This window comes from Orientia chuto str. Dubai (assembly GCF_000964595.1).
GTDB classification, from domain to species: Bacteria; Pseudomonadota; Alphaproteobacteria; order Rickettsiales; family Rickettsiaceae; genus Orientia; species Orientia mediorientalis.
In genome coordinates this window covers 1-20,909 of the sequence record NZ_LANP01000013.1, presented here as the reverse complement: position 1 = coordinate 20,909, position 20,909 = coordinate 1, and the positions used below count along the sequence as shown (strand labels likewise).

Here is a 20,909-nt window from a genome sequence, read left to right as displayed (position 1 = left end):
TAAAGTGAGTAAAATTATGCAGTGATAAGTGATATTATATTAGTAATCCAACTGAAATTATAGTATACTAAATATAATATTAAAATATTAATCAACAACATAAAATTTAACGTAGTACTTATGGCACCAGATAAAAAATCAATTGATGGTTCAACATCAAAAGTGGCAGAGCAAAAAATTAAGGAAGTTGGTAATAAAATAGATTTAATGCTTCAGAAAATTGACTCCCTTAGTAATAAAGTAAAATTGATGAAGACAACAGAAAATGCAAAAGTTGAAATAATCAGAGGAGTGAAAGATTTAATGGAGCTTACACCACAAGTATTACAGGAATTCTTGCAGGAGATACTTTCCCAGTCTAAAATAGCACGTCAACCACCATCAAAGGGTCAATATAATGATGAAGATTTTCTTCGAAAAAGAGCAAGTGCAAAAGAAAAAAAAGAATATCTTGAAGAGCAAAAAAAAGAATTTATGAGCTTAGTATCTAAGTTAGGTAGCGAAATACAAACAATAGATGATCCGGGAAGTATTTTAAAAGCCCAAGATATCCTTGCTCAGATACAAAATATAATTAACGAACGTACACAAAAAGCGCAGCAATCATCACAAGTTTTTGAAAACCTCCCTCAGAAGAATGCTGCTATTAGTCAGCCAGAGGCATCAAAAGCAGATAAATTACAACAACAATCCTCTCAGCCTTCTTCTCCAATAACTGCTTCTGTATCCAAACAACATACTCAAAAATCTGCTTCACCTAATGCAGCACAAAGTTTTCTAGATGAGCTAACAAGTGCAGTGAATAAGCGTAATCAGAGCCATAAAAAGCATCCGTCACAACCTTCTTCTTCAATAATGCCAACTGTTGCTGCAGCATCACAACAGGTACAACAAAATACGCCTCCGCTAGTTGAACCTAAAAGTAGTGGAGACAATACAATTGAAAATATAAAAGCTAAAATAGCTCAAGCTCAGCAACAGTCTAGTGTTACTAAATCTCAAAGTGCAAGTGTATCTGTACATCCAACTAAAACTCCTACATCACAATCGTTTCAGCATTCAGCTGAAGTAATTGCTGAAAACACACTAAAACCAAAGAAAACTCCTCCACCTGTTCCACCTAAACCTAGCAGAGATACAATTGAAGCAGCAATGGCTAAAATAGCTCAGGCTAAACAGCAACAACATAGCCTTAGTAGTGTTATAAATGCTAAAGATAGAGTTGTAACATCAGGTGCGCAACATAGACAGACTCAAGATAACAAAGGAGAAGCAGCAGATCCAATTTTACAGGCATTTAGAGAATTAAAAACCCTCATAAACAGTCTAATTCTGGAAGATGAAAGTTTTAAAAAATGGCAAGAGCAAAATCAGAATAAGACTTTAGATGATTTTAAGCATAGTGCAGCTCAAATGGATAACCTAACACCAGAAACTAAAGAGTTGATATCTAAGCTTGGAGCTGCAGGGTATGCTAACATTCTTGGATCAGGAGCAAACATTGAACAAGCTCAGGAGATGTCATTCGCTGCCTCTTTTTGTACATTAGATTGGGCTACTCAATCCAATGCAGTTGGCAATACTACTCGTAAAACTATTACTAATGAAGCTGGAGAAAAAGTTGTAGATCTTGTAAGCCATAGCCATAGCGTTCAGCTTAGCGCTAGTGTTAATGGAGCTACAAAAACTATTACTAAATGTCGTACCATAGATATTCCAAGTACAGTAGAGAAAGGACCTTTAGATCTTGCATTAGTAGCACAAGATTCAACAGGAAAAAATATGCCAGAGTCAAAAGCAGTATATTTCACTGTTCATTATGATCAAGATGGCAAAATAGTAGAAATGACTCATCCAGAACCACTAAAATTTTTTAGTGAAACACCAAGTTCTCCAGCTTATACAGTCATAAATGGAGAAATTTTTACTTTACCAATTACTAAAGAAAAATATGAACAGTTACACAAAGAGATATCTCAAAATATGGAAGAACAATATGCGAAAGATCATCAGCTTGCAGCGGATAAGTTTACAATAGGCTCTTCTTCTAAAACTAGCGAAAAAAAAGAAGAGGAAATGAGTATGCTACATTCCTTAAAGTCTATTCCTCCTGATGGAAAACAAAATAAAACTGCAGAGGATCGTAGTACTGAGCCGTATAATAATGCTGTTCAGCAGATGATTAAATCTCTTAGTGGGCAGCAGAACTATATTGATCCTAATGAACAAGGTAGTTCTGGGTATGTAAAGCGTGTAGTTCAATCAATTGCACCAGAATCTAAAATAAAGTCTTATCAAGCCAAATCTGTTGAATCAGTTAACTCCGAGACTGTAAAAACTACTAACAAGCCTGGCCGTGGTTTTGTACAACGTGAGGTTCAATCAATAGATTCTCGATCTTTAGGTCATCATCAAGAAGCACAAAGACTTTTAAGTAATCTAACTAGACATTCTTCTGTTTCCTCAAGTTCGTCTGTAGTTGCTCCTGTTAATACTGCACCAAGTAATAATAAGTTACAGCCAAAAGGTAGAGGATAGTAAAAAATAAAACATATCAAATAAAGATTATGTAAAATTTTACACAATCTTTATTTAATACTTAGCAAAAGTAGGAAATATAGAGGTCCAGAGCTATTAGCAATTATATATCATTACGTGATGTTTTTGCTAAAAGTAAAAAAATATACTCTATTATAGGTTGAATTCAAAGTAATTATTATTTATTTAGGTGATATAAATCATTTATTATAACAAAACTTTTATAAAGTTAATGCAAACAAAAGTTTAAAAGTAGTTTTGTAATATTGATTTCATAACAAATAGTAACTGGATCTATAGAGTAGCTAGTGCATTTCATACATCAGAATACAAAGTAATGTGGACTGTAGGTATAAAAGCTAGTAGGATTATCATTATTAGGATTAGTATATGGGTCATTATCTGAGGCAATAGGTCGTAAAAAAGTTTTGTTGCTAAGAATAACAACTTTTTTGTTTTTCTAGTTTATTTTGCAAACTCTATTGAATTAATAGTATTTTGGAAGCTTTGTTACAGCGAATTGGAGGTGGAAAGCGTCAGTTACAGTTGTCTTATCTACTATAAGTAATATATATATATAAGTAATGATAAAATAATGGCAAGGCTTTATGGTCGTTTTCACTATCTCTTGGACCTATAATTGGTAGCCAGATAGCAGCACAATAGATGGTATTTACTCTCTAATTCTCTTATTACTAATAACTTCATTTAAGAAAACCTAAACTAATAATAACAACAAAATTTAACTTTAATAATATAAAATTAGCTTTAAGGAAGTCTTATCTAATAAAGAATTTTATAGGCTATTTATTGGTTCAATCTTTAATATTTGGATGGTTTGGGCAAAAATAATAAACTTGCTGTTTATTTTCATTAAAGTTATGAATATTTCTACAGAACATTATGGATATCACATTATAATAAATGTTGTAGTATATATTATATGGATTTTATAGTTAATCAAAAGCTAGTTACATTATAATGTGCTAGAAAAAATGATACTACATGGTATCATACTAATACTATTTAATGATATATAGTTAACTTTTAGTTTACTTTATTTTCCTTAACAGCACATATAGTTTTACTTCTTAAGTTGACTGCTCCTATTGAATTAGGATTTGCTTTAGGTAAAGCATCAGAATTATCTTTAACACAGATTACAAACTATGGAACTGCTTCTGCGCTAATATGTTCTACAGAAATGCCTTTAGGATTTTTTGAGAATTAAAATAATAAGTTCTATAATGAAGAATAGTTCAACTGTGAATAGTATTATTTTCATTAATTTCCTTATTTATTTTTCAGACAATGAAGTCTTCTACTTGCTGAAATGAAAAAAGTATTTCTTAATACAATTTAATATTAGTGATTGACTGATAAGAGAATATTTTTTATACTGCCATGATTATTATTATAGGTGTACTAGAAATACATGCATAATTAATGCTTTATACTGAAAAAAGATAGGTTTTCTTTATTAGGCACTTATTCAAATTATCATCTATTAAAAGGAAAGTATATTTAGGGCATGTTTTTGTATTCGTCCAAAGTTTTTTGTAATTTAATTAATTTTTATGGTAATAATTATGCAAAAAAATGCATTAAAATATAATTTTACAGTAATTGTTTTATTAGTATTCATTACACAGCTAGCTACTGATATTTATGTACCTGGACTACCTAGAGTAGCAAGTGCATTTAATGTTCTAGAACATAGGGTAATGTGGACTGTGAGCTCAAATTTAATAGGCTTGGCATTATCAGGATTAGTATATGGCCCATTATCTGACACAATAGGTCGTAAAAAAGCATTATTATTGGGCATAGCTATTTTTGTTTTTCTAGCTTTTTTTGTATATATTCCAGCTCTATTGAATTGGTTGTGTTCTGGATATTGTTACAAGGCATTGGTGCAGGTTCAGCTATACCAGTAGGTTTTGCATCTATAAGTGATATATACAAAGGTAATGAGCAAGCAAAAAGAATGTCAGCATTAAATATGATTATTGCTTTTGCTCCAGTGCTCGGGCCTATAATTGGTAATAGAATATCTTTATATGATAATAGATGGTATTTGCCGCTTGCTGTAATTCCTATGCTTGCTTTTCCTGCATTGTTACTGTTGATGATCTTATTTCAGGAAACTTTAACTGTAATAACCAAAAAATTTAGCTTTAATGAACTTAAAATTAGTTTTAAAAACGCACTTACCAATAAAAATTTTATATGTTATTTACTAATTCAATCTTTGACATTTACCTGGTTATGGGCAGATTCAGTAAATTTGCCTTTTCTCTTTAAGGATATGAATATTCCTAGCCAGTATTATGAATATTATATTGCAGCTTGCGTTGGAACTTTTATGATAGCTTCTACAATTAATCAAAAACTAGTAATATTTAAAGGGGCAGATAAAATGTTATTTTACGGCATTATTTTTGTGTTATTTGGTAGTATAATATCAACTGTTCTCATGTATTTTGCTGCGGAGTTATACATAGTTCTATTATTTAAACTAATAGCATCATTTGGAATTGGATTTATTTTAGGTAATGCAGTAGCACTATCTATAGCAACAGTTACCAACTATGGAGCTGCAGCGGCACTATTATGTTCAATAGAAATGCTTTTTGGTTCGTTTGGAGTGGAAATAATAGGTTATTCTTACAATAAGACAATGTTACCAGTATTGTTGTTGATGATCGCAGCTGCATTAATTTCTTTAATAATTACTCAAATAATAAATTCTAATGCTATAATTAGGCATAGCTAATCATGTGAAATTATTCAATTCATATCTCATAATAACATAGTAGATTTATAGTACAGTGCCAAATTACATTAAATTTTATAGCTATTTTATATACTACATAATATTGCAACTTGCTCTTGTTATATAGATTATTAAAATTTTTTGACATTTTTTAAAATTAAAAATACTATAATCATATGTTAAATACCTAAAAGGTTAATATGAGCCATAAAGCAAAAATTTCTATAATAGGAGGAGGTGGAAACGTTGGTGCAACGTTAGCTCATTTAATTGCCCTCAAAGAGTTAGGTAATGTAGTAATAATTGATAAAGCTGAAGAAGTTGCCCAGGGTAAGGCTTTAGATATATCGCAAAGCATGGGTACTGAAAAACATTGTATCAACATCACTGGTACTAATGCTTACGAAGCAATTCAAGATTCAGACATTATTATAGTAACTGCTGGTATAGCTAGAAAGCCTGGAATGTCCCGCAATGATTTAGTTAGTGTTAACGCTAAAATAATAATAGAAATAGCTGCTCAAATTAAACGCTATGCTTTGAATGCTTTAGTTATTGTTGTTACTAACCCACTAGATGCTATGGTCTGGGTTATGCATCAAAACTTAGGATTTAATCATAAAAAAGTAATAGGAATGGCTGGAGTACTTGATTCAATTCGATTTAGCTATTTTTTAAGCCAAGAGTTTGGTGTATCAATTAATAATGTCAATGCTATGGTACTAGGTGGTCATGGTGATACAATGATACCGTTAATAAGATACTCTACAATAGCTGGTATACCAATTATGGACTTAGTTAAAACTGGCTGGAGTAGTAAAGAAAAAATTGATCAAATAGTTCAGAGAACTCGAGATGGAGGCAAAGAAATAGTTAACTTATTACAAGTAAGTTCAGCATATTATGCTCCAGCAACAGCAACAGTAACAATGGTTGAAAGTTATTTAAAGGATCAAAAACAAGTTCTAGCATGTTCAGTTTATATTGAAAATTATTATAATATAAAATCTGAAGGTCTATATGTTGGTATGCCTGTAATAATAGGAAAGAATGGTGTTGAAAAAATTATTAAACTTGAGTTAAATGAAATAGAGCAACATGCTTTTGAGCAATCAGTTAATACAGTTAGAGAATTAATTGCTACCGTTAAAAAATTATGCTAATAGTAAAAATGCTCTTACTAGTATAATCTGTTAAATAGTTTTATACTTAAAAGTGCATAAATAAAATCTTTAAAATTAAGTATGAAACTATTAATTGTTGAATCTCCAGCTAAAGCAAAAACTATTAACAAATATTTAGGCTCAGACTTTCAAGTAGTGGCATCCTATGGACATGTTAGAGATCTACTAGCAAAAGCAGGTTCAGTATTACCAGAAAAAGATTTTTTCATTAAATATGAGATTAATCCTAAGTCTAAACAGCATATTAAAACAATTTGCAGTCTTGCTAAAGAATCAGAATGCATTTATTTAGCTACAGATCCTGATCGAGAAGGTGAGTCAATTTCTTGGCATATCATGGAAGTTCTGAAAGAAAAAAAGATTTTTGCTAATTTTAAAAGGATAGTATTTAATGAAATTACAAAAAAAGCTGTAAATCAAGCACTGCAACAACCACGTGATATCAATTTAAATTTAGTTAATGCTCAGCAAGCTAGACGATCATTAGACTATTTAGTAGGGTTTAGTCTTTCACCTTTACTGTGGCGTAAGCTACCAGGATGTAAATCAGCTGGTCGAGTCCAATCTGTAGGACTTAGGTTAATCTGCGAACGTGAAGAAGAAATATTAAAATTTATTTCTCAGGAGTATTGGGATATTCACATTGATATGATCAATAGTAATAACGATATAGTTACAGCTAAATTAATAGAATTCAATAATCAAAAATTAGAAAAATTCTCTATAGCTAATCAATCTCAAGCACAAAACATTGTTAAAAAAATTGGAAACCAAAAATTTAAAGTCTCAGATGTTATCAAAAAACAAAGAAAAAAGTCTCCACCTCCTCCATTTATTACTTCTTCCTTACAACAAGAAGCTGCTAATAAATTAGGATTTACTGCAAAAAAAACTATGACTATAGCTCAAAAACTTTACGAAGGCATTAATCTAAATAACGAAGCTACTGCATTAATCACCTATATGAGAACTGATAGTGTAATGCTATCTAAAGATTTTGTTGATGAAACTAGAAATTTTATTAGTTCAAACTTTGGCAGTAAATATTTACATAAACAAATCAGAGTATTTAAATCAAAAGTTAAAAACGCTCAAGAAGCACATGAGGCTATTAGGCCTATTAACATTAACATAACACCACAGTCATTATCTAACAAAATTGAAGCAGATTATCTAAAACTATATGAATTAATTTGGCAGCGTACAGTAGCATGTCAAATGGAAAATGTAGTTTTAAATACAGTATCAATTAACTTTTTTAGTTTAAATAAATTACATGCAGCTAAAGCTACTGGTTCAACTATAGCTTTTGATGGTTTTTATAAAGTTTATAAAGAAATTAATGAAGAAGAAGAAGATAAAAAATTATTACCTAATTTGAGCCGGGATGAAATAATGCAAGTAAGGAATATTTCACCAAAACAACATTTTACTGAACCTCCACCTCGCTATTCTGAAGCTACATTAGTTAAAACGCTTGAAGATCTTGGTATCGGTAGACCATCAACTTATGCAGCAATTATATCTGTGCTACAAGAAAGAGACTATGTTAGTTTAGATCAAAAACGCTTCATACCTCAAAATAAAGGAAAGCTAGTTACAGCATTCTTAACTTCATTTTTTAAAAAGTATGTTGAATATGATTTTACAGCTAAACTTGAAGATCAACTTGATAGTATTGCTAATGGAACAATTAAGTGGAAAGAAACACTGCAAGATTTCTGGACAGGATTTAATAACAACATTCAAGAGATAGATCAATATAAAATTGCAGATATAGTATCTCAAATAGAAAGTTTACTAGCTAGCTTTCTATTTCCATCAACACAAAAAAATGATGAGACTGACCATAGATTATGCTCTGCCTGTAAAATAGGTAAGCTATCATTAAAATTAAGCAAGTATGGGGCATTTTTAGCCTGTTCAAATTATCCTAATTGTGATTTTACGCGTAATATTTCTACCTCTTTTGAAAACAACAACAAGGAGAAATTACATAATGATAGCAGCTTATCTAAAGGAAAAAATAATAAAGTAATTGGCTATTCTGAAACAATGCAAAAAACAATTTACCTTAAAGAAGGACCATTTGGTTGGTATATTCAAGCAGGAGAAGATAGCAATAATAAAAATGAAAAACCGAAAAGGATATCATTGACTGGTAGTACTGATATAACACTTGAGATAGCTGAGAAATTACTTGAATTACCTAAAATAATTGGATTAAACCCGAATACTAATAAAGAAATTACTGTAGCTATTGGCAGATATGGGCCATACTTAAAACATGATGGAAAATTTATTTCAATACCTAAAAATTATGATTACCTTAATTTATCAATTAATGATTGCATAGCAATAATTACGAAACCTCCATCTCAATTCCGTAAAACTAAAAAAGCTATATCTAGTAATTCTGATAAAGTTACTAACTCAAAATCATAATGAGAATAGAATTAGCAAATAATGCAACCTATGTAAAGCAATTAGGAATTGTTATTATTATAGCTAAGGTAATATATTCTATAATATTATTTTGTGCAGAAATCCCATTTTTAGCTAATTTGTTTGTTGATAAAGATATAGTTAATTTTGCATTAGTTAAATGTAATAATTTATCAACAATGCTATCTTTACTCACTAGTTGTCTAATAATAATCAATATTAATAATTGTGTACAAAGACTTAATCATCTAATTATAATATTACAATTCTTGCTACTCATAGGAATTATTTGCATTATTTTACCACAAAATTTTAATAAACAATTAATATTAAATAACTATATTCCTATAATAAATAGCCTAATTTTTATATTTGGATTATCTTGCTTTATAGTAGCTGTAATTCTTTTTCATATTATTACAATTAACATATGCAACATAACAAGCATAACTTTAACATTAATTATTTTAACTGCTTGCATTAGTTTTATTTGTTCTTATTATAGCTTACAAACAATACTAACTAAGTATCAAATAGATTTACTATTTTTTTATAACACTATATTTTGGAGTAGTGGGAATATTATATATGTTTTTTTCACTCAAACTTTAATGGTTGCATGGTTATATTTAATACAATCACTATTGCATATTAGATCTAACAGTAAAATAACCTTTATATATAATATTTTAATACTATTAAATACAGTAGTTGCAATTTCTGGATTACTGGGACACGTAATATATAACATGGAATCTCCATATTTTAAGCAATTCTATATTCACTACACTCAATACTTTATTAGTATACCAGCAATTATATTTGCACTAACAATGCTTTATCAGATATTCACTATCAAAATCTATAAAAGTATATATAATTATGATTCTATAGTTTTACCTAATAGATCATGGCAACAAACCATGTTGTTGTCTCAAGATATAGTCTATCATGGCTTATTATCATCAATAATGTTTTTTCTTACCATTAATATAACTAACTTATTAACTAAAAGTGTAATTACATATTATGAACTAGCAGCGGGCATTTCATTAATTTTTATGACTATTAGCTACAACATTACTTGCAATAAATACCTAATTAATAATAAATTTGCTATATTGCAATTATGGTTATATTGTATTAGTTATTTGTTAAATCTTATAGATTACTTAGACTTAAATTTAGTAAAAATAATCTCTAAAGTAGTATTTTATATGATAACTATCTTTACCCAATTATGGTTTATCATAATTATTTATTCTGCTCGCGTGAATAAGCTTAGCAGCAGTTAACGTATTTTTTAGTAGATATGTTACCGTCATTGGTCCTACTCCGCCAGGCACTGGAGTAATAAATTTTACTAGATCTTTAACCTTTAAAAAATCCCCATCTCCAACCAGTTTTTTTTTCTGACTTTGTGGATCATAAATATGACTTATTCCAATATCAATAAAAGCTAAATTATTTGAAAAATACTTAGCAGTTAAAAAATTTGCTTTTCCAACTGCTGAAATTACTATATCTGCTGCTTTAGTATGGCAAGCTAAGTCCACAGTAGCCGAATGACAAACAGTAACAGTGCAAGAATTATGCAATAGTAATGTAGCTAGAGGTTTACCTACAATATTAGATTTTCCTATTACTACTACATGTTTACTCTTCAGATTTTTAATATAATACTGTAACAAATCTATACATCCCAAAGCCGTACAAGGAATTAAGCCCTGTTTAGATCCAATATTAAGGTAACCTATATTTATTGGATTAAGTCCGTCAACATCTTTTTTTGAATCAATTCTTGTAAATAATTTCAAAGCATCAATGTGAGGTGGCAGTGGTAACTGAACTATAATACCATGTACTGTACTATCACAATTTAAGTTATCAATAATATGTAACAACTTTTTTTCTTCTATAGATTCAGATAACTTAATTATTTCTGAATTCATACCAATAGTAGCAGCCTTAGCTACCTTATTATTAACATAAACTAAGCTTGCATCATTATTACCAACTAGAATTATTACTAACTTAACTGTTATTTGATATTTATTTTTAAGAGCTAGTAAGTCACTTTTCATTTCTGTTAGTCTCAACTCAGCTAACTTCTTACCATCCATAATTACTGCTGTCACGAACGCAATATTCCTTTTAAAGTAGAATATTGAAAATGTAGTTTTTTTCCAAAAACTTTCTCATAACAATGATTCATTACAGTAGCTGCTTCAGCAAAACCCGTTACTATTAATTTCATTTTCCCAGGATATGATGCCACATCTCCAATAGCATAAATACCTGGTACTGTAGTTTCATGTGTAATTGCATTAACTTCAATTCGTCGTAAATCAGTTTTTAGTCCCCATTTATGAATCGGACCTAGATCAGCTGCTAATCCAAAAAAAGCTAATAAATAATCAGCTGGCAATGTTTTGGTCGCTCCATCAAAATTAGAAACTAAAACTTCCTTAAGAATACCATTTTCTCCGTTTAATTTAGCTAGTTGATATGGTGTAACCATTTGAATTTTACCACGTTCAGCTAGTTGTTTTATTTGATTAAGGCTATGTATTGCGCATCTAAAATTACTTCTACGATGAACCAAATATATTACCTCAGCTATATCAGATAAGAGCAACGCCCAATCTGCAGCAGAATCCCCGCCTCCAGCTATGACTACTTTCTGATTAACGAATTTATTTTTATCTTTTACTGAATAAAATACTGTTTTATCCTCAAACTCATCAATATTATCTAATGCTGGTTTTTTATATTTAAATGCTCCACAACCAGCTGCAATAATTAATGATTTAGTATGAATTGTTTGTTGAGCTGAAGTAGTGATAGTAATTACATCATTATTAATTTGACATTCTGTAACTTGCTGCCCTAAGTGATAAACTGTATCAAAAGGCGCTATCTGTTGTTTTAGTTTCTCTATTAAATCAGCTGCTGTAATAACTGGATAAGCTGGAATATCGTAAATTGGCTTTTCTGGATAAAGAGTAACACATTGTCCACCTACATAATCCAATGCGTCAACAACATGGCATTTCATTTCCAACATTCCAGCCTGAAAGATAGCAAATAAACCAACTGGGCCAGCACCTACAATAACCACATCAGTAGTATGTATATTTTTAGATAACATTTATTTGACTTAAAATTATACTTTTAGAAAATCCTTCAAGGTGTTAAGGACCAGTTAAAAAAACAAACCTATTTAATTTTGTTAGCCTAACATGTTTTTAGTATATGTTCAATATGTAATAACATTCTAAATTAAACAAGACAAAATAAATGCTAACAAAATCACTAAATTGTCTTGGAGGATATATTGGTAAATCTCTGGGTGGAGGTATGTTATCAACAATTGGTCGTTTTGCTGGCAGAACAATTGGTAATTATCTTGAAGCAGAGAAAATACAACAAATAAATGAGGAGTATAATAAAAAAATTTTTGAATATTATTACATTGGTACACAAATTCATTCAATAGAAAAAGTACCAGAACCATATGGAAGCAATATTCCATTGATTTTTGGCACTGTAAAGCTTTATGGTACTATTATCTGGATAGGAAATTTTAATTAAAAAAAAGAAGTCACTACTATCAATCAACAAAATACAACTTACAACCATGAGCATAACATAAATTATGTTTCTATAGCTTTTGCTTTATGTGAAGGACCAATTAATAGAATTGGTAGAATTTGGCATAATGACCAACTACTTAATGATTTAGAATATGAGTATACTCTTTATTATGGCACAGAAACTCAAGAACCTGATCCATTAATAATTATGGAAAATAATTCTACTCCTGCATTTAGAGGATTAGCATATATAGTCTTTAAAAATATAAAACTTAATGACTTCAATAACAAAATACCAATCTTTTCATTTGAAGTGACTAGACATCCTAATGTGAATTATTCTAAGCTAAAAAATATAAATAATACTGCAGATCTAATTCAATCAATAGCAATAATACCAGGTAGCGGAGAATTTATTTTAGATCCCCAAATACAATATAAATGTACTCACAACAACAAGGTAGCAGTTAATTGTCATAATAACCTTAAGTTAGCTAATAGCGTTGTTAGTCTTAACCAATTACTAAATACTTGCTCTAATCTTAAATGGATAGCGCCTGTAGTTTGCTGGTTTGGAACGAATTTGGAAGCTGATAAATGCAAAGTTTTACCAAAAGTAGAATATTATGATTATGGTCCTAAATGGCAAGTAGCAGATTATAACCGTAATGAAGCTCCACTAATCAGCAAAGATTTCACAGGAAATTTAAGATATGGTGGTTCAATTAATGATCAAAGCTTACTGCGATATTTAGCTTTACTTAAAAGTAAACAGCTCAAAATAATGCTCTACCCAATCATTATGATGGATATTAATGGCAAACCATGGCGTGGTAATATTCATGCTCCGCAATGTAATACTGCTTTAAATACAGTTATTGCTACTTTTTTTCGAGGAGGCAAAGAATATACTACAATCAATCCTAAGAAAGGATCATATAACTATTTTATTTTACATTATGCTAAACTAGCACTAGGAAAAGTGGATGCATTTATTATTGGTTCTGAGCTCAAAAATTTAACCTCTGTCTATAATAGCTTTAGCAAAGCAGAGAAATTTCCAGCTGTGTTAGAACTGATCGAACTAGCTAAAGCTGTAAAGTCAATATTGGGTAATCAAGTATTAGTGAGTTATGCAGCAGATTGGAGTGAATACCATCATGTTGATACCAATGACGGCCATTATTATCATTTAGATATTTTATGGGCATGTGAAGCAATAGATTTTGTTGGCATTGATGCTTACTTTCCTTTAACTCATACTCAAGACTCTAATATTGATATTAAAGAAATAAAACATGGATGGGAATCAGGAGAAGGCTATGATTATTACTTTGACAACAATCAGCCTAAAAAATTTGATAATGTAAATTTAGCTTGGAAAAATATAAGACATTGGTGGAGCCAACATCACATTGATTCTAATGGTCAAAAAACTGTCTGGGCTCCTAAAATGAAACCAATCTGGTTTACAGAATTTGGGATTCCTTCTGTAGATAAAGCAACAAATCAACCAAACATCTTTTTTGATTCAAATTCAAATGCTCAGCAATATCTTAAATACTCTACTGGAGCAGTAGATTTTTTAATTCAAAGCAAAGCAATTAAGGCTACCTTAGAATATTGGCAGCAACATTCTGATATGGTTAAAAACATATTTTTATGGGCTTGGGATGCTAGACCTTATCCAACTTGGCCAACAAATACATATTGGCAAGATAGAGCATTATGGGAAACTGGACATTGGATTAATGGAAAACTTACTGGAACAAATTTAGCAGCAATAGTCACAGAGTTATGTACTAAAAGTGGAATTGATATTGTTGATGTCACTTCAATTAACGATGAAGCTGCAGGATTTCTTATAACAAAAAATCATAAAGCTATTAATATAATAAATATGCTTAGGTGCTGTTATTTTTTTGACATAAAAACTAGTGCAACAAATAAAATTAGCTTTGTTGTACGCAATCACAAAACTAATTTGTACCTATCAGTTAAACAATGTGTTATACAATCATGTAAAGCTCCAGTCAATTATGCAATTATATCTCAAAATCAAATTCTAAATAACATTAATCTGACATTTATAAATACTAATAATTATTGCCTTACTACATATAATTATGCTTCAAAAGATCATAATCAACCATATAATCTTAATTTACCAGTAGTAACATCTATACAACATGCGCAAAATATTTGTCAAACTATACTTAAAAATGCAAATATTGAAAGTATAGTGCTTAATTTTGCACTACCTATCAGGTACATATATCTTGAGGTATCTGATATTATAGTTCTATCTACAGAAGATATGGAATTTATTGTTAGAATCACCAATATTAAATATTTTCAACTGATAATAATTATTACAGCAGTGGGGCAAAAAATAGAGAATTAAACATGGACAAATTGCATTAAAGATTCTTACATTCTATTGTAACCTTAGTTTTGAATTTAGAGCTCATAGAAATTTTAGTGAGATTAAGGCAAAATAATCAACTAAAAGCAGTATGATGTATGGACTAAAGCATTCAGTATTGAAGGAACTGTATTGCTGAATGTATTTGAGCTAAAAAGAACCATTTAATATGCTGAATACAGTTTCAATAATTGAATGTTTACTTAGTAAAATCTTTTTAGCTAAAGGTAAGAGTTAATGCTTCATATTTTTTTTATACCATTTACCAACTTCAATTCTCTAAAATTTAGAAAACAAATTTTGTTTAAAATAGCTTTATCGCTAAATACTAAATTAGTAATATCCTTGACAAGAGTAGTATAGTCTACATTTGATTTAGTTAATTTAAGAACTTGAATTTCAACTTGTCTATTAATTAACAAATGTAATCTCAAAACAAACCTTATACTAGTTTTGTTAAAAGCTGCAATAATAACAAATCACTTAACATTTTTTTTATTAAAAACTATAGACTGCAAAAGAAGTACAAAAAAGTTAATTTTTTCTTAACTTGCAAACTTCTTAAAATCTGCTATTAGCGTATGTGTTAATTAATTTAGTTAATATTCAACCTTAACTATAACTGTTTTCTTTTTTACTTCCGAATTTAAGCTTTATGGTTATTATTGTTGATCTTTTTATTGTTATATAATATTTTATCTTAAAAATTTAAGCATATTAACTAATTGGGCATGAATTCAAAAATAATTTTCAAAGCTCAAAAATTAATTTTAATTATTAAAAAATATTATAATGCGTTTTATTATTTATCTTTTTTTTCTTTTAGTTGCTAGTACAGGCACTTGCTCTGCTGCACCAGATACGGTATTTGATATTATAGCTCCAAGTTCCAAAGGAAGTGAACTAAATCTTCAATTAATAGAAGATTATTTAGAGTCTATAGGTATAAAAGCCAATATTCCCGAAAACATTTACAGTGATGCTGATCCTCTATATTCTAATACAGATGAGTTTAGAGCTGAAAGCTTAGTTAAAGCATTAACAAATCAAAACAGTATAGCTATTTGGTGTACTAGGGGAGGTAGGGGAGCTAGTAGACTGATTCCATATTTAGAGAAGCTACCTGATGATGTGAAAAAGAAGATTGCTCAAAATAAGGGTAAAAAAATCTTGATGGGATTTAGTGATATTAGTGTTTTGCACTTTTATTTACAAAATAGGTATGATTGGGGTACTTTACATTCTCCTATGTTAGACCAGATAATAGACAATAAGATATCTCAGGATTCTATTGACAAGTTAGAGTTGCTAATCTCAGGATATCGTAATAATATTAAATTTAATTTAAAAATAATTGATAATGGTGTTGAATTTGCTGACGGAATATTAGAGTCTAAGGTTGTTGGTGGCTCTATATCATTAATTAGAGCTAGTATAGGAACATGCTGGCAAATAGATGCGAAAGATAAGATTCTATTTTTAGAGGAGGTAGAGCCTGATCCAGCTCTATTAGAGCTTAGCTTAGAGCATTTAAAGCAAGCTCATATTTTAGATAAAGTACAAGCAGTAATTTTTGGTGATATTTTATGCGCCAACAATGATCAGTTACTAGAGTTAGTCAAAAATAAATTTGCACAAAGTGTAAATTTCCCTGTTTTTAGACTACAGGGTATTGGCCATGCTCGTAATAATTATCCATTACCACTTAATACTCGAGCTGTTATTAGTCATATTAGAGGTAATGACTTTTCTATGGTAGTAGATATGCCTGTAGAATGGCGTAGAAGGTAAAGAAGTGTAGCTATAGATTAAAAAAAATATAAGCTTTGTAATGCCAGTAATATAAAATCTTTGACTATCTCGTTCTTTTCTTGATTTACTACTTGTAAAAATTTCATCATTTCATCGTAAGTTAAACGACGTTCTCTTGCTTGCATTTTATGTTTCTCTATTCCTAATGTAGGTTTTTTTTATTAGCCCCATTTTATTGCCTTATTAAACATAGTTCCTAAATCTATCAGAAATGCATTTGCTGTTGCATATTTCTTGTCTTTACTTATATCTCTTTAAATATTTTTTCAATATTCATTCCTTTCAGTTTTGCTGATCTTTTTTGTATATAATAGTTTTGCATAATTATGTATTCTTGCAGCGCAGTTTTTCCAGTTCACAGTATACACTTTGCTATACTCTTCCATGAACTTATTATACAGCTTCTTTCAATGTTATCTCTTGTGTTTTTTTTATACGCTTCTCATTTTCCTCTATATAGTTCTTACGTCTTACTTCTCTCGGGTCTATTTCTTTTGCCAGTAATGTCTTGTATTCTCTTGCTTTTTTTTAGCGTATCTAACCGCATAGATATGCTCCTATCTGTAGCTCCTGTTGTCTATATTTCTTATCTAAAAAAATATTTTTCTTCTTGATCTCTTAAAACAAGTCTACTTTTGATCTCTATAAACTGTTTTTTCATTCGGAGTCTACTTAGTACTCTATTTGTAAACTTTAATGCTATTGAAGACATAATTACCACATAATTGATATGTATATTATTAATAAATACTGTGGTTAAATAATTGATCAAATAATTATGCTTGTTTTAAGCAATTTTTTTATGCTAATTCATTCATAATACATCTGACTTGAAAATAGCTTAATTACCCTTAGGGTGTATGCGTTTTTCTTGATTATTAGTTCAACTTTTAAGTTGAAAACCAGTGCTAAATTTCCTAAATTTTTATTATCCCTATATTCGACCTTTTGCGTTAATTTTTTTATAATATTGACAAATTTTATAAATTTAATTACAGTTAAAGTTGAATATTAATTATAAAAGTTAACACAAGTTAATAGTAAGTTCTATTTTCAGTAGGCAATGTTAACGTTAGTGAATTATTAATTAATCAATACTGCCTTTTAGCGCCAATATCTCTTGTTTCGATAAACCAGTATTTTCGGATACAAATTCATTCGGAAAGCTGGATTTTTATAATTTCATTAAAGCCAGCTCTTTTTTAGCTTTCGCTTCACCAAATTCTATACCTTCAGCTCTGCCTTCATCAATATATTTTTCAGCAATTGTCACCATAAGAGTTTCTGCCTCCTCCTTTGATAAATTCTTGGCTAGTATTTGTTCTAACTTACTTTGCTCATTTTTACTAACCTTATTTTCAGTATACCATAATAGTGAAGTCATGTAAATATATTCACGTTTTTGGTCTATTAAGACTGCGTCCTTATATAATTCCAAAAATTCTTCCCATATGGCTAGCATTGAATGTACATATTTCATAAAATATGCTAGCGCTGCTGTTGCTTTTTGATTTCATATCTGGCATTGCTTGCCAATCTGTTAATTTATATTCAGAGCCCAAAACTCTTTAGCTAATTCGGGGTCATAAAATAGTTCCCATAAACTTCTTGGGGCATTAAATGTTTTAGTACCATGATATACTAGGTATAACTAGTGGTAATTTATTTCTTTCTTTTTGATATTTTTCCAGTAATGATAAAGTATATTTCCACAATCTGAAAGCAGTCCAATAATCTGGGCTAACTTGAGCTTCAACAAGAACATATATAAATGCCTGATTATTTTGTTTTCATTGAAAGTAGAATATCACACATGCTGCGACGTAGATCTGCTTCAACAAAGGAATCTTTTTCAAGTGTTACAGTGTTTAAATCAACTAAATCTATAACTCTGCTTGGTAAATAATCTTTCAGATAATCCAACGCTGCTATTGGATTAGTCATAAGACGCTTAAATAATGCATCGTGTTTTAAATTTTTGGACATAATCTTGGTTGTTGTATGTTAGATTGATTGGTGAGTTTAGCCACTTCAGGCATTACAATATTCCTAATAGATTGAGCCCCTTGAGTTTGCAATATATTGTTAAATCTTTCATTATTGTTTGTACCCTTTACTTGCCAATTCAGCCTCATCATTCCTATCATTACTTGCTAAGATTTTTCCTGCAAATGGCTTATAGCTTTGAATATTACTTGCTTCGATAGCACATATGATTTTTCCTTCTATTTTAGCTTGTTTTAGACTTAGTGCAGTTTTAATATCTTTTGTTATAATAGTTATAGGGGCATCATCTGAATTCTGAATTGTAGCAAATGAACCGTCAGTTTTACCAACCATTTTTTCTTGAATTTTATTACATGTTTTAGAATCTAAATATAATACTTGTGCACCAGTAATTTCATCTTTTTCATTTCTTACAAAAACAAGTGCAGGAGCACCTTCATTCCAAATCGCTCTTAGATTAGGATTATCATTTGTATTATAAATTCCTGTATGATTTTCCAAATATTTTTGGCTACTATTACTTCTACATTGGCTTCATCTTTTTGATTATAATAGTACAGAGGAGATGATTTTTCATATAAATCTTTAACTTGAGTTATTGCTGATTCATTTTGAGTTAGTTTAGCTATTTCAGGCATTACAATATTCCTGATTGATTCTGCTCCTTGACTTCGTAATAAATCATTGAAATCATCTTCTTGTGGTGGCATTATACTTTTATCACATTTGCTCCTTTGCTTTCCAAGCTTTTTACAGCCTTATTAACAGTATTGATGGTTATTAAATTTTGTCCATCATTATCTGCAGCTATGATGATTTTTTCTCCTGCAATATGCTCTTAAAATTATGTACACCAACACCAGCTATAATTTTTCCATCAATTTATTTAAGGCTTAGAGCGGTTTCAACTCCTTCTGTTATAATTGTTACGGGTGCATAATTCCATTGACTAATTCTAACAAACGAACCACTAATTTTACCAAAAGCTCTTCTAGGCACTGAAATATCTGCTTTATCGCCTGTTTTTGAATTCAAATATACAATTTGTGCACCTGTAACTTCACCTTTTGCATTTTTTGTAAATGCTGACAATGCTGGGTATAATTTTTATTCGTTTAGCGTTATATACCGGAGCTAGAAAAAGGAATGTGTTAACCATGAAATGGAGCGATATAGATTTTACTAAAAAAATATGGCATATAAAAAAAACTAAGAATGGAAAGCCACAAGATGTACCATTAACAGACGATGCAATGGAAATATTACAGGGGATGAAAGTAACATCAAAATGGGTGCTACCAAGTGATACTAGCAAAAGCGGACACTTAGAGAAGCCAGAGGGAACATGGCATAAGATTTGTGCAAAGGCAGGCATAGAAAATTTAAGAATACACGATCTGCGCCGGACGCTTGCAAGTTGTCTGGCAGATTTTGGCGCAAGTCAGCATACAATTGGTATAGTATTGAATCATGATGACCTAAAAACAACGAGTATTTATGCTAGAGTTAGTTTAGAAGCAGTGCGGCAGTGTATGGCTAAAGTTACACAAATGATGAATGAATGTACTAACGCAATGCACGTTAATGTAACCTGTGCAGGTACTATCTGCGTTTGAAGATATTTAGCTAATTTAAATATTATATTAGTAAAATAAGTTTTCTCATGCTACAATCATAGCTGCAGGTGATTATGCAAAAGTTATATTGGTCATTATCAAGACCATTGAAATATATAGGCTTAAGTATAGATGAGTGGAGTGTAGTGCTAGCTGGGGGAATTCCGGGAATAGTATTATTAAATAGCAGTCATATTAAACTAGGCTTATTGTCTATAGTTACAGGTGCTATATTATGTTATAGCTTTAAGAAATTTAAAAAGGTTTCAGAATATTTTTTGTTAAAGAGTTTTTTAGTAGCCAAAGGTCTATTACCAAAACCAATAAGTTATTTAGGATTGCTAAATAAAAAAGTTGGTAAATAGTGAATCATCTCTTTAAGCAAAATGCTGTACAAGAGTTAGTAAGATATAATAAGGTCTTGCTGGTAATTACTGTATTACTGGCAGTATCCAATATAATTGCAATAATGACTGCAATTACTAAGGAAGAAAAATGGTTATTGATTCA

General features: G+C 30.0%; 18 protein-coding genes and 2 pseudogenes. 12 read left to right on the top strand and 8 right to left on the bottom strand.

Annotated features, from left to right (window positions below; all coding sequences use genetic code 11):
• The first annotated feature begins 120 nt into the window (after positions 1-120).
• From OCHUTO_RS02570 to OCHUTO_RS02545, 6 genes and pseudogenes are all read left to right on the top strand, one after another.
• Complete coding sequence (locus OCHUTO_RS02570) at positions 121-2,538, top strand: Sca4 family protein (protein ID WP_052694623.1); 2,418 nt, start codon at positions 121-123, stop codon at positions 2,536-2,538.
• Positions 2,539-3,634: 1,096 nt separating this feature from the next.
• A complete protein-coding gene (locus OCHUTO_RS06790; RefSeq protein ID WP_269745479.1) occupies positions 3,635-3,769 on the top strand; it encodes a hypothetical protein in 135 nt (44 codons plus the stop codon).
• 346 nt (positions 3,770-4,115) lie between these two features.
• Positions 4,116-5,314: pseudogene (locus OCHUTO_RS02560) on the top strand (MFS transporter).
• Positions 5,315-5,514: 200 nt separating this feature from the next.
• On the top strand, positions 5,515-6,477 hold the full coding sequence (gene mdh, locus OCHUTO_RS02555) for a malate dehydrogenase (protein WP_045797272.1): 963 nt from the start codon (positions 5,515-5,517) through the stop codon (positions 6,475-6,477).
• An 81-nt stretch (positions 6,478-6,558) separates the two neighbouring features.
• Positions 6,559-8,943: a type I DNA topoisomerase gene (topA, locus tag OCHUTO_RS02550; RefSeq protein ID WP_045797271.1), complete on the top strand. Its 2,385-nt coding sequence runs from the start codon at positions 6,559-6,561 to the stop codon at positions 8,941-8,943.
• The gene (locus tag OCHUTO_RS02545) at positions 8,943-10,238 is read left to right on the top strand and encodes a hypothetical protein (protein ID WP_045797270.1); all 1,296 of its coding nucleotides are present in this window, start codon (positions 8,943-8,945) and stop codon (positions 10,236-10,238) included. The genes topA and OCHUTO_RS02545 overlap by 1 nt, the downstream gene beginning before the upstream one ends.
• Here OCHUTO_RS02545 and OCHUTO_RS02540 read toward each other — a convergent pair.
• The gene (locus tag OCHUTO_RS02540) at positions 10,182-11,066 is read right to left on the bottom strand and encodes a bifunctional 5,10-methylenetetrahydrofolate dehydrogenase/5,10-methenyltetrahydrofolate cyclohydrolase (RefSeq protein ID WP_045797287.1); all 885 of its coding nucleotides are present in this window, start codon (positions 11,064-11,066) and stop codon (positions 10,182-10,184) included. The genes OCHUTO_RS02545 and OCHUTO_RS02540 overlap by 57 nt on opposite strands.
• 11 nt (positions 11,067-11,077) lie before the next feature.
• A complete protein-coding gene (locus OCHUTO_RS02535; RefSeq protein ID WP_084215352.1) occupies positions 11,078-12,094 on the bottom strand; it encodes an NAD(P)/FAD-dependent oxidoreductase in 1,017 nt (338 codons plus the stop codon).
• 149 nt (positions 12,095-12,243) lie between these two features.
• On the opposite strand from OCHUTO_RS02535, the gene OCHUTO_RS06380 reads away from it, so the two are divergent.
• The 3 genes from OCHUTO_RS06380 to OCHUTO_RS02515 all read left to right on the top strand — a co-directional run bounded on the left by OCHUTO_RS06380 (position 12,244) and on the right by OCHUTO_RS02515 (position 16,755).
• Positions 12,244-12,537: a hypothetical protein gene (locus tag OCHUTO_RS06380; protein ID WP_232296950.1), complete on the top strand. Its 294-nt coding sequence runs from the start codon at positions 12,244-12,246 to the stop codon at positions 12,535-12,537.
• A gap of 210 nt (positions 12,538-12,747) precedes the next feature.
• The gene (locus OCHUTO_RS02525; RefSeq protein WP_232296949.1) at positions 12,748-14,943 is read left to right on the top strand and encodes a glycoside hydrolase/phage tail family protein; all 2,196 of its coding nucleotides are present in this window, start codon (positions 12,748-12,750) and stop codon (positions 14,941-14,943) included.
• Between the two features lie 813 nt (positions 14,944-15,756).
• A complete protein-coding gene (locus tag OCHUTO_RS02515; protein ID WP_045797268.1) occupies positions 15,757-16,755 on the top strand; it encodes an LD-carboxypeptidase in 999 nt (332 codons plus the stop codon).
• Between the two features lie 17 nt (positions 16,756-16,772).
• Here OCHUTO_RS02515 and OCHUTO_RS06785 read toward each other — a convergent pair whose 3' ends face one another.
• The 5 genes and pseudogenes from OCHUTO_RS06785 to OCHUTO_RS06360 form a co-directional block, all read right to left on the bottom strand.
• Positions 16,773-16,901, bottom strand: coding sequence for a hypothetical protein (locus OCHUTO_RS06785; protein WP_269745478.1), 129 nt, complete (start codon positions 16,899-16,901; stop codon positions 16,773-16,775).
• 1,049 nt (positions 16,902-17,950) lie between these two features.
• Positions 17,951-18,256, bottom strand: coding sequence for a hypothetical protein (locus tag OCHUTO_RS06375; protein WP_232296947.1), 306 nt, complete (start codon positions 18,254-18,256; stop codon positions 17,951-17,953).
• A 60-nt stretch (positions 18,257-18,316) separates the two neighbouring features.
• Positions 18,317-18,720: pseudogene (locus OCHUTO_RS06370) on the bottom strand (Rpn family recombination-promoting nuclease/putative transposase).
• A 153-nt stretch (positions 18,721-18,873) separates the two neighbouring features.
• The gene (locus tag OCHUTO_RS06365) at positions 18,874-19,284 is read right to left on the bottom strand and encodes a hypothetical protein (protein WP_045797267.1); all 411 of its coding nucleotides are present in this window, start codon (positions 19,282-19,284) and stop codon (positions 18,874-18,876) included.
• Positions 19,236-19,493, bottom strand: coding sequence for a hypothetical protein (locus OCHUTO_RS06360; RefSeq protein WP_045797266.1), 258 nt, complete (start codon positions 19,491-19,493; stop codon positions 19,236-19,238). The genes OCHUTO_RS06365 and OCHUTO_RS06360 overlap by 49 nt, the downstream gene beginning before the upstream one ends.
• Between OCHUTO_RS06360 and OCHUTO_RS06355 the strand changes: the two genes are divergently transcribed.
• The gene (locus tag OCHUTO_RS06355; protein ID WP_232296946.1) at positions 19,482-19,625 is read left to right on the top strand and encodes a hypothetical protein; all 144 of its coding nucleotides are present in this window, start codon (positions 19,482-19,484) and stop codon (positions 19,623-19,625) included. The genes OCHUTO_RS06360 and OCHUTO_RS06355 overlap by 12 nt on opposite strands.
• A gap of 40 nt (positions 19,626-19,665) precedes the next feature.
• Here the strand turns inward: OCHUTO_RS06355 and OCHUTO_RS06350 are convergent, their stop codons facing one another.
• Positions 19,666-19,875: a DUF7146 domain-containing protein gene (locus tag OCHUTO_RS06350; protein ID WP_045797265.1), complete on the bottom strand. Its 210-nt coding sequence runs from the start codon at positions 19,873-19,875 to the stop codon at positions 19,666-19,668.
• Here OCHUTO_RS06350 and OCHUTO_RS02490 point away from each other — a divergent pair.
• Both OCHUTO_RS02490 and OCHUTO_RS02485 read left to right on the top strand, forming a co-directional pair.
• Entirely contained in the window at positions 19,875-20,399 is a 525-nt protein-coding gene (locus tag OCHUTO_RS02490; RefSeq protein ID WP_052694622.1) for a site-specific integrase, read from the top strand. The two genes, OCHUTO_RS06350 and OCHUTO_RS02490, sit on opposite strands and share 1 nt — an antisense overlap.
• A gap of 74 nt (positions 20,400-20,473) precedes the next feature.
• Positions 20,474-20,764 (top strand): hypothetical protein, encoded by a 291-nt coding sequence (locus tag OCHUTO_RS02485; protein ID WP_045797264.1) that lies wholly within the window; start codon positions 20,474-20,476, stop codon positions 20,762-20,764.
• Positions 20,765-20,909 lie beyond the last annotated feature (145 nt).

Excerpts from the sequence above, each read along its gene's own strand:
- OCHUTO_RS06380 (WP_232296950.1), top strand. The coding sequence starts at position 12,244 with ATGCTAACAAAATCACTAAATTGTCTTGGAGGATATATTGGTAAATCT.
- OCHUTO_RS02535 (WP_084215352.1), bottom strand. The coding sequence starts at position 12,094 with ATGTTATCTAAAAATATACATACTACTGATGTGGTTATTGTAGGTGCT.
- OCHUTO_RS02545 (WP_045797270.1), top strand. The coding sequence starts at position 8,943 with ATGAGAATAGAATTAGCAAATAATGCAACCTATGTAAAGCAATTAGGA.
- mdh (WP_045797272.1), top strand. The coding sequence starts at position 5,515 with ATGAGCCATAAAGCAAAAATTTCTATAATAGGAGGAGGTGGAAACGTT.
- OCHUTO_RS02490 (WP_052694622.1), top strand. The coding sequence starts at position 19,875 with ATGCTGGGTATAATTTTTATTCGTTTAGCGTTATATACCGGAGCTAGA.
- topA (WP_045797271.1), top strand. The coding sequence starts at position 6,559 with ATGAAACTATTAATTGTTGAATCTCCAGCTAAAGCAAAAACTATTAAC.
- OCHUTO_RS02570 (WP_052694623.1), top strand. The coding sequence starts at position 121 with ATGGCACCAGATAAAAAATCAATTGATGGTTCAACATCAAAAGTGGCA.
- OCHUTO_RS02540 (WP_045797287.1), bottom strand. The coding sequence starts at position 11,066 with ATGGATGGTAAGAAGTTAGCTGAGTTGAGACTAACAGAAATGAAAAGT.
- OCHUTO_RS02515 (WP_045797268.1), top strand. The coding sequence starts at position 15,757 with ATGCGTTTTATTATTTATCTTTTTTTTCTTTTAGTTGCTAGTACAGGC.
- OCHUTO_RS02485 (WP_045797264.1), top strand. The coding sequence starts at position 20,474 with ATGCAAAAGTTATATTGGTCATTATCAAGACCATTGAAATATATAGGC.
- OCHUTO_RS06375 (WP_232296947.1), bottom strand. The coding sequence starts at position 18,256 with ATGAAATATGTACATTCAATGCTAGCCATATGGGAAGAATTTTTGGAA.
- OCHUTO_RS06360 (WP_045797266.1), bottom strand. The coding sequence starts at position 19,493 with ATGCCACCACAAGAAGATGATTTCAATGATTTATTACGAAGTCAAGGA.
- OCHUTO_RS06785 (WP_269745478.1), bottom strand. The coding sequence starts at position 16,901 with ATGCAAGCAAGAGAACGTCGTTTAACTTACGATGAAATGATGAAATTT.
- OCHUTO_RS02525 (WP_232296949.1), top strand. The coding sequence starts at position 12,748 with ATGGAAAATAATTCTACTCCTGCATTTAGAGGATTAGCATATATAGTC.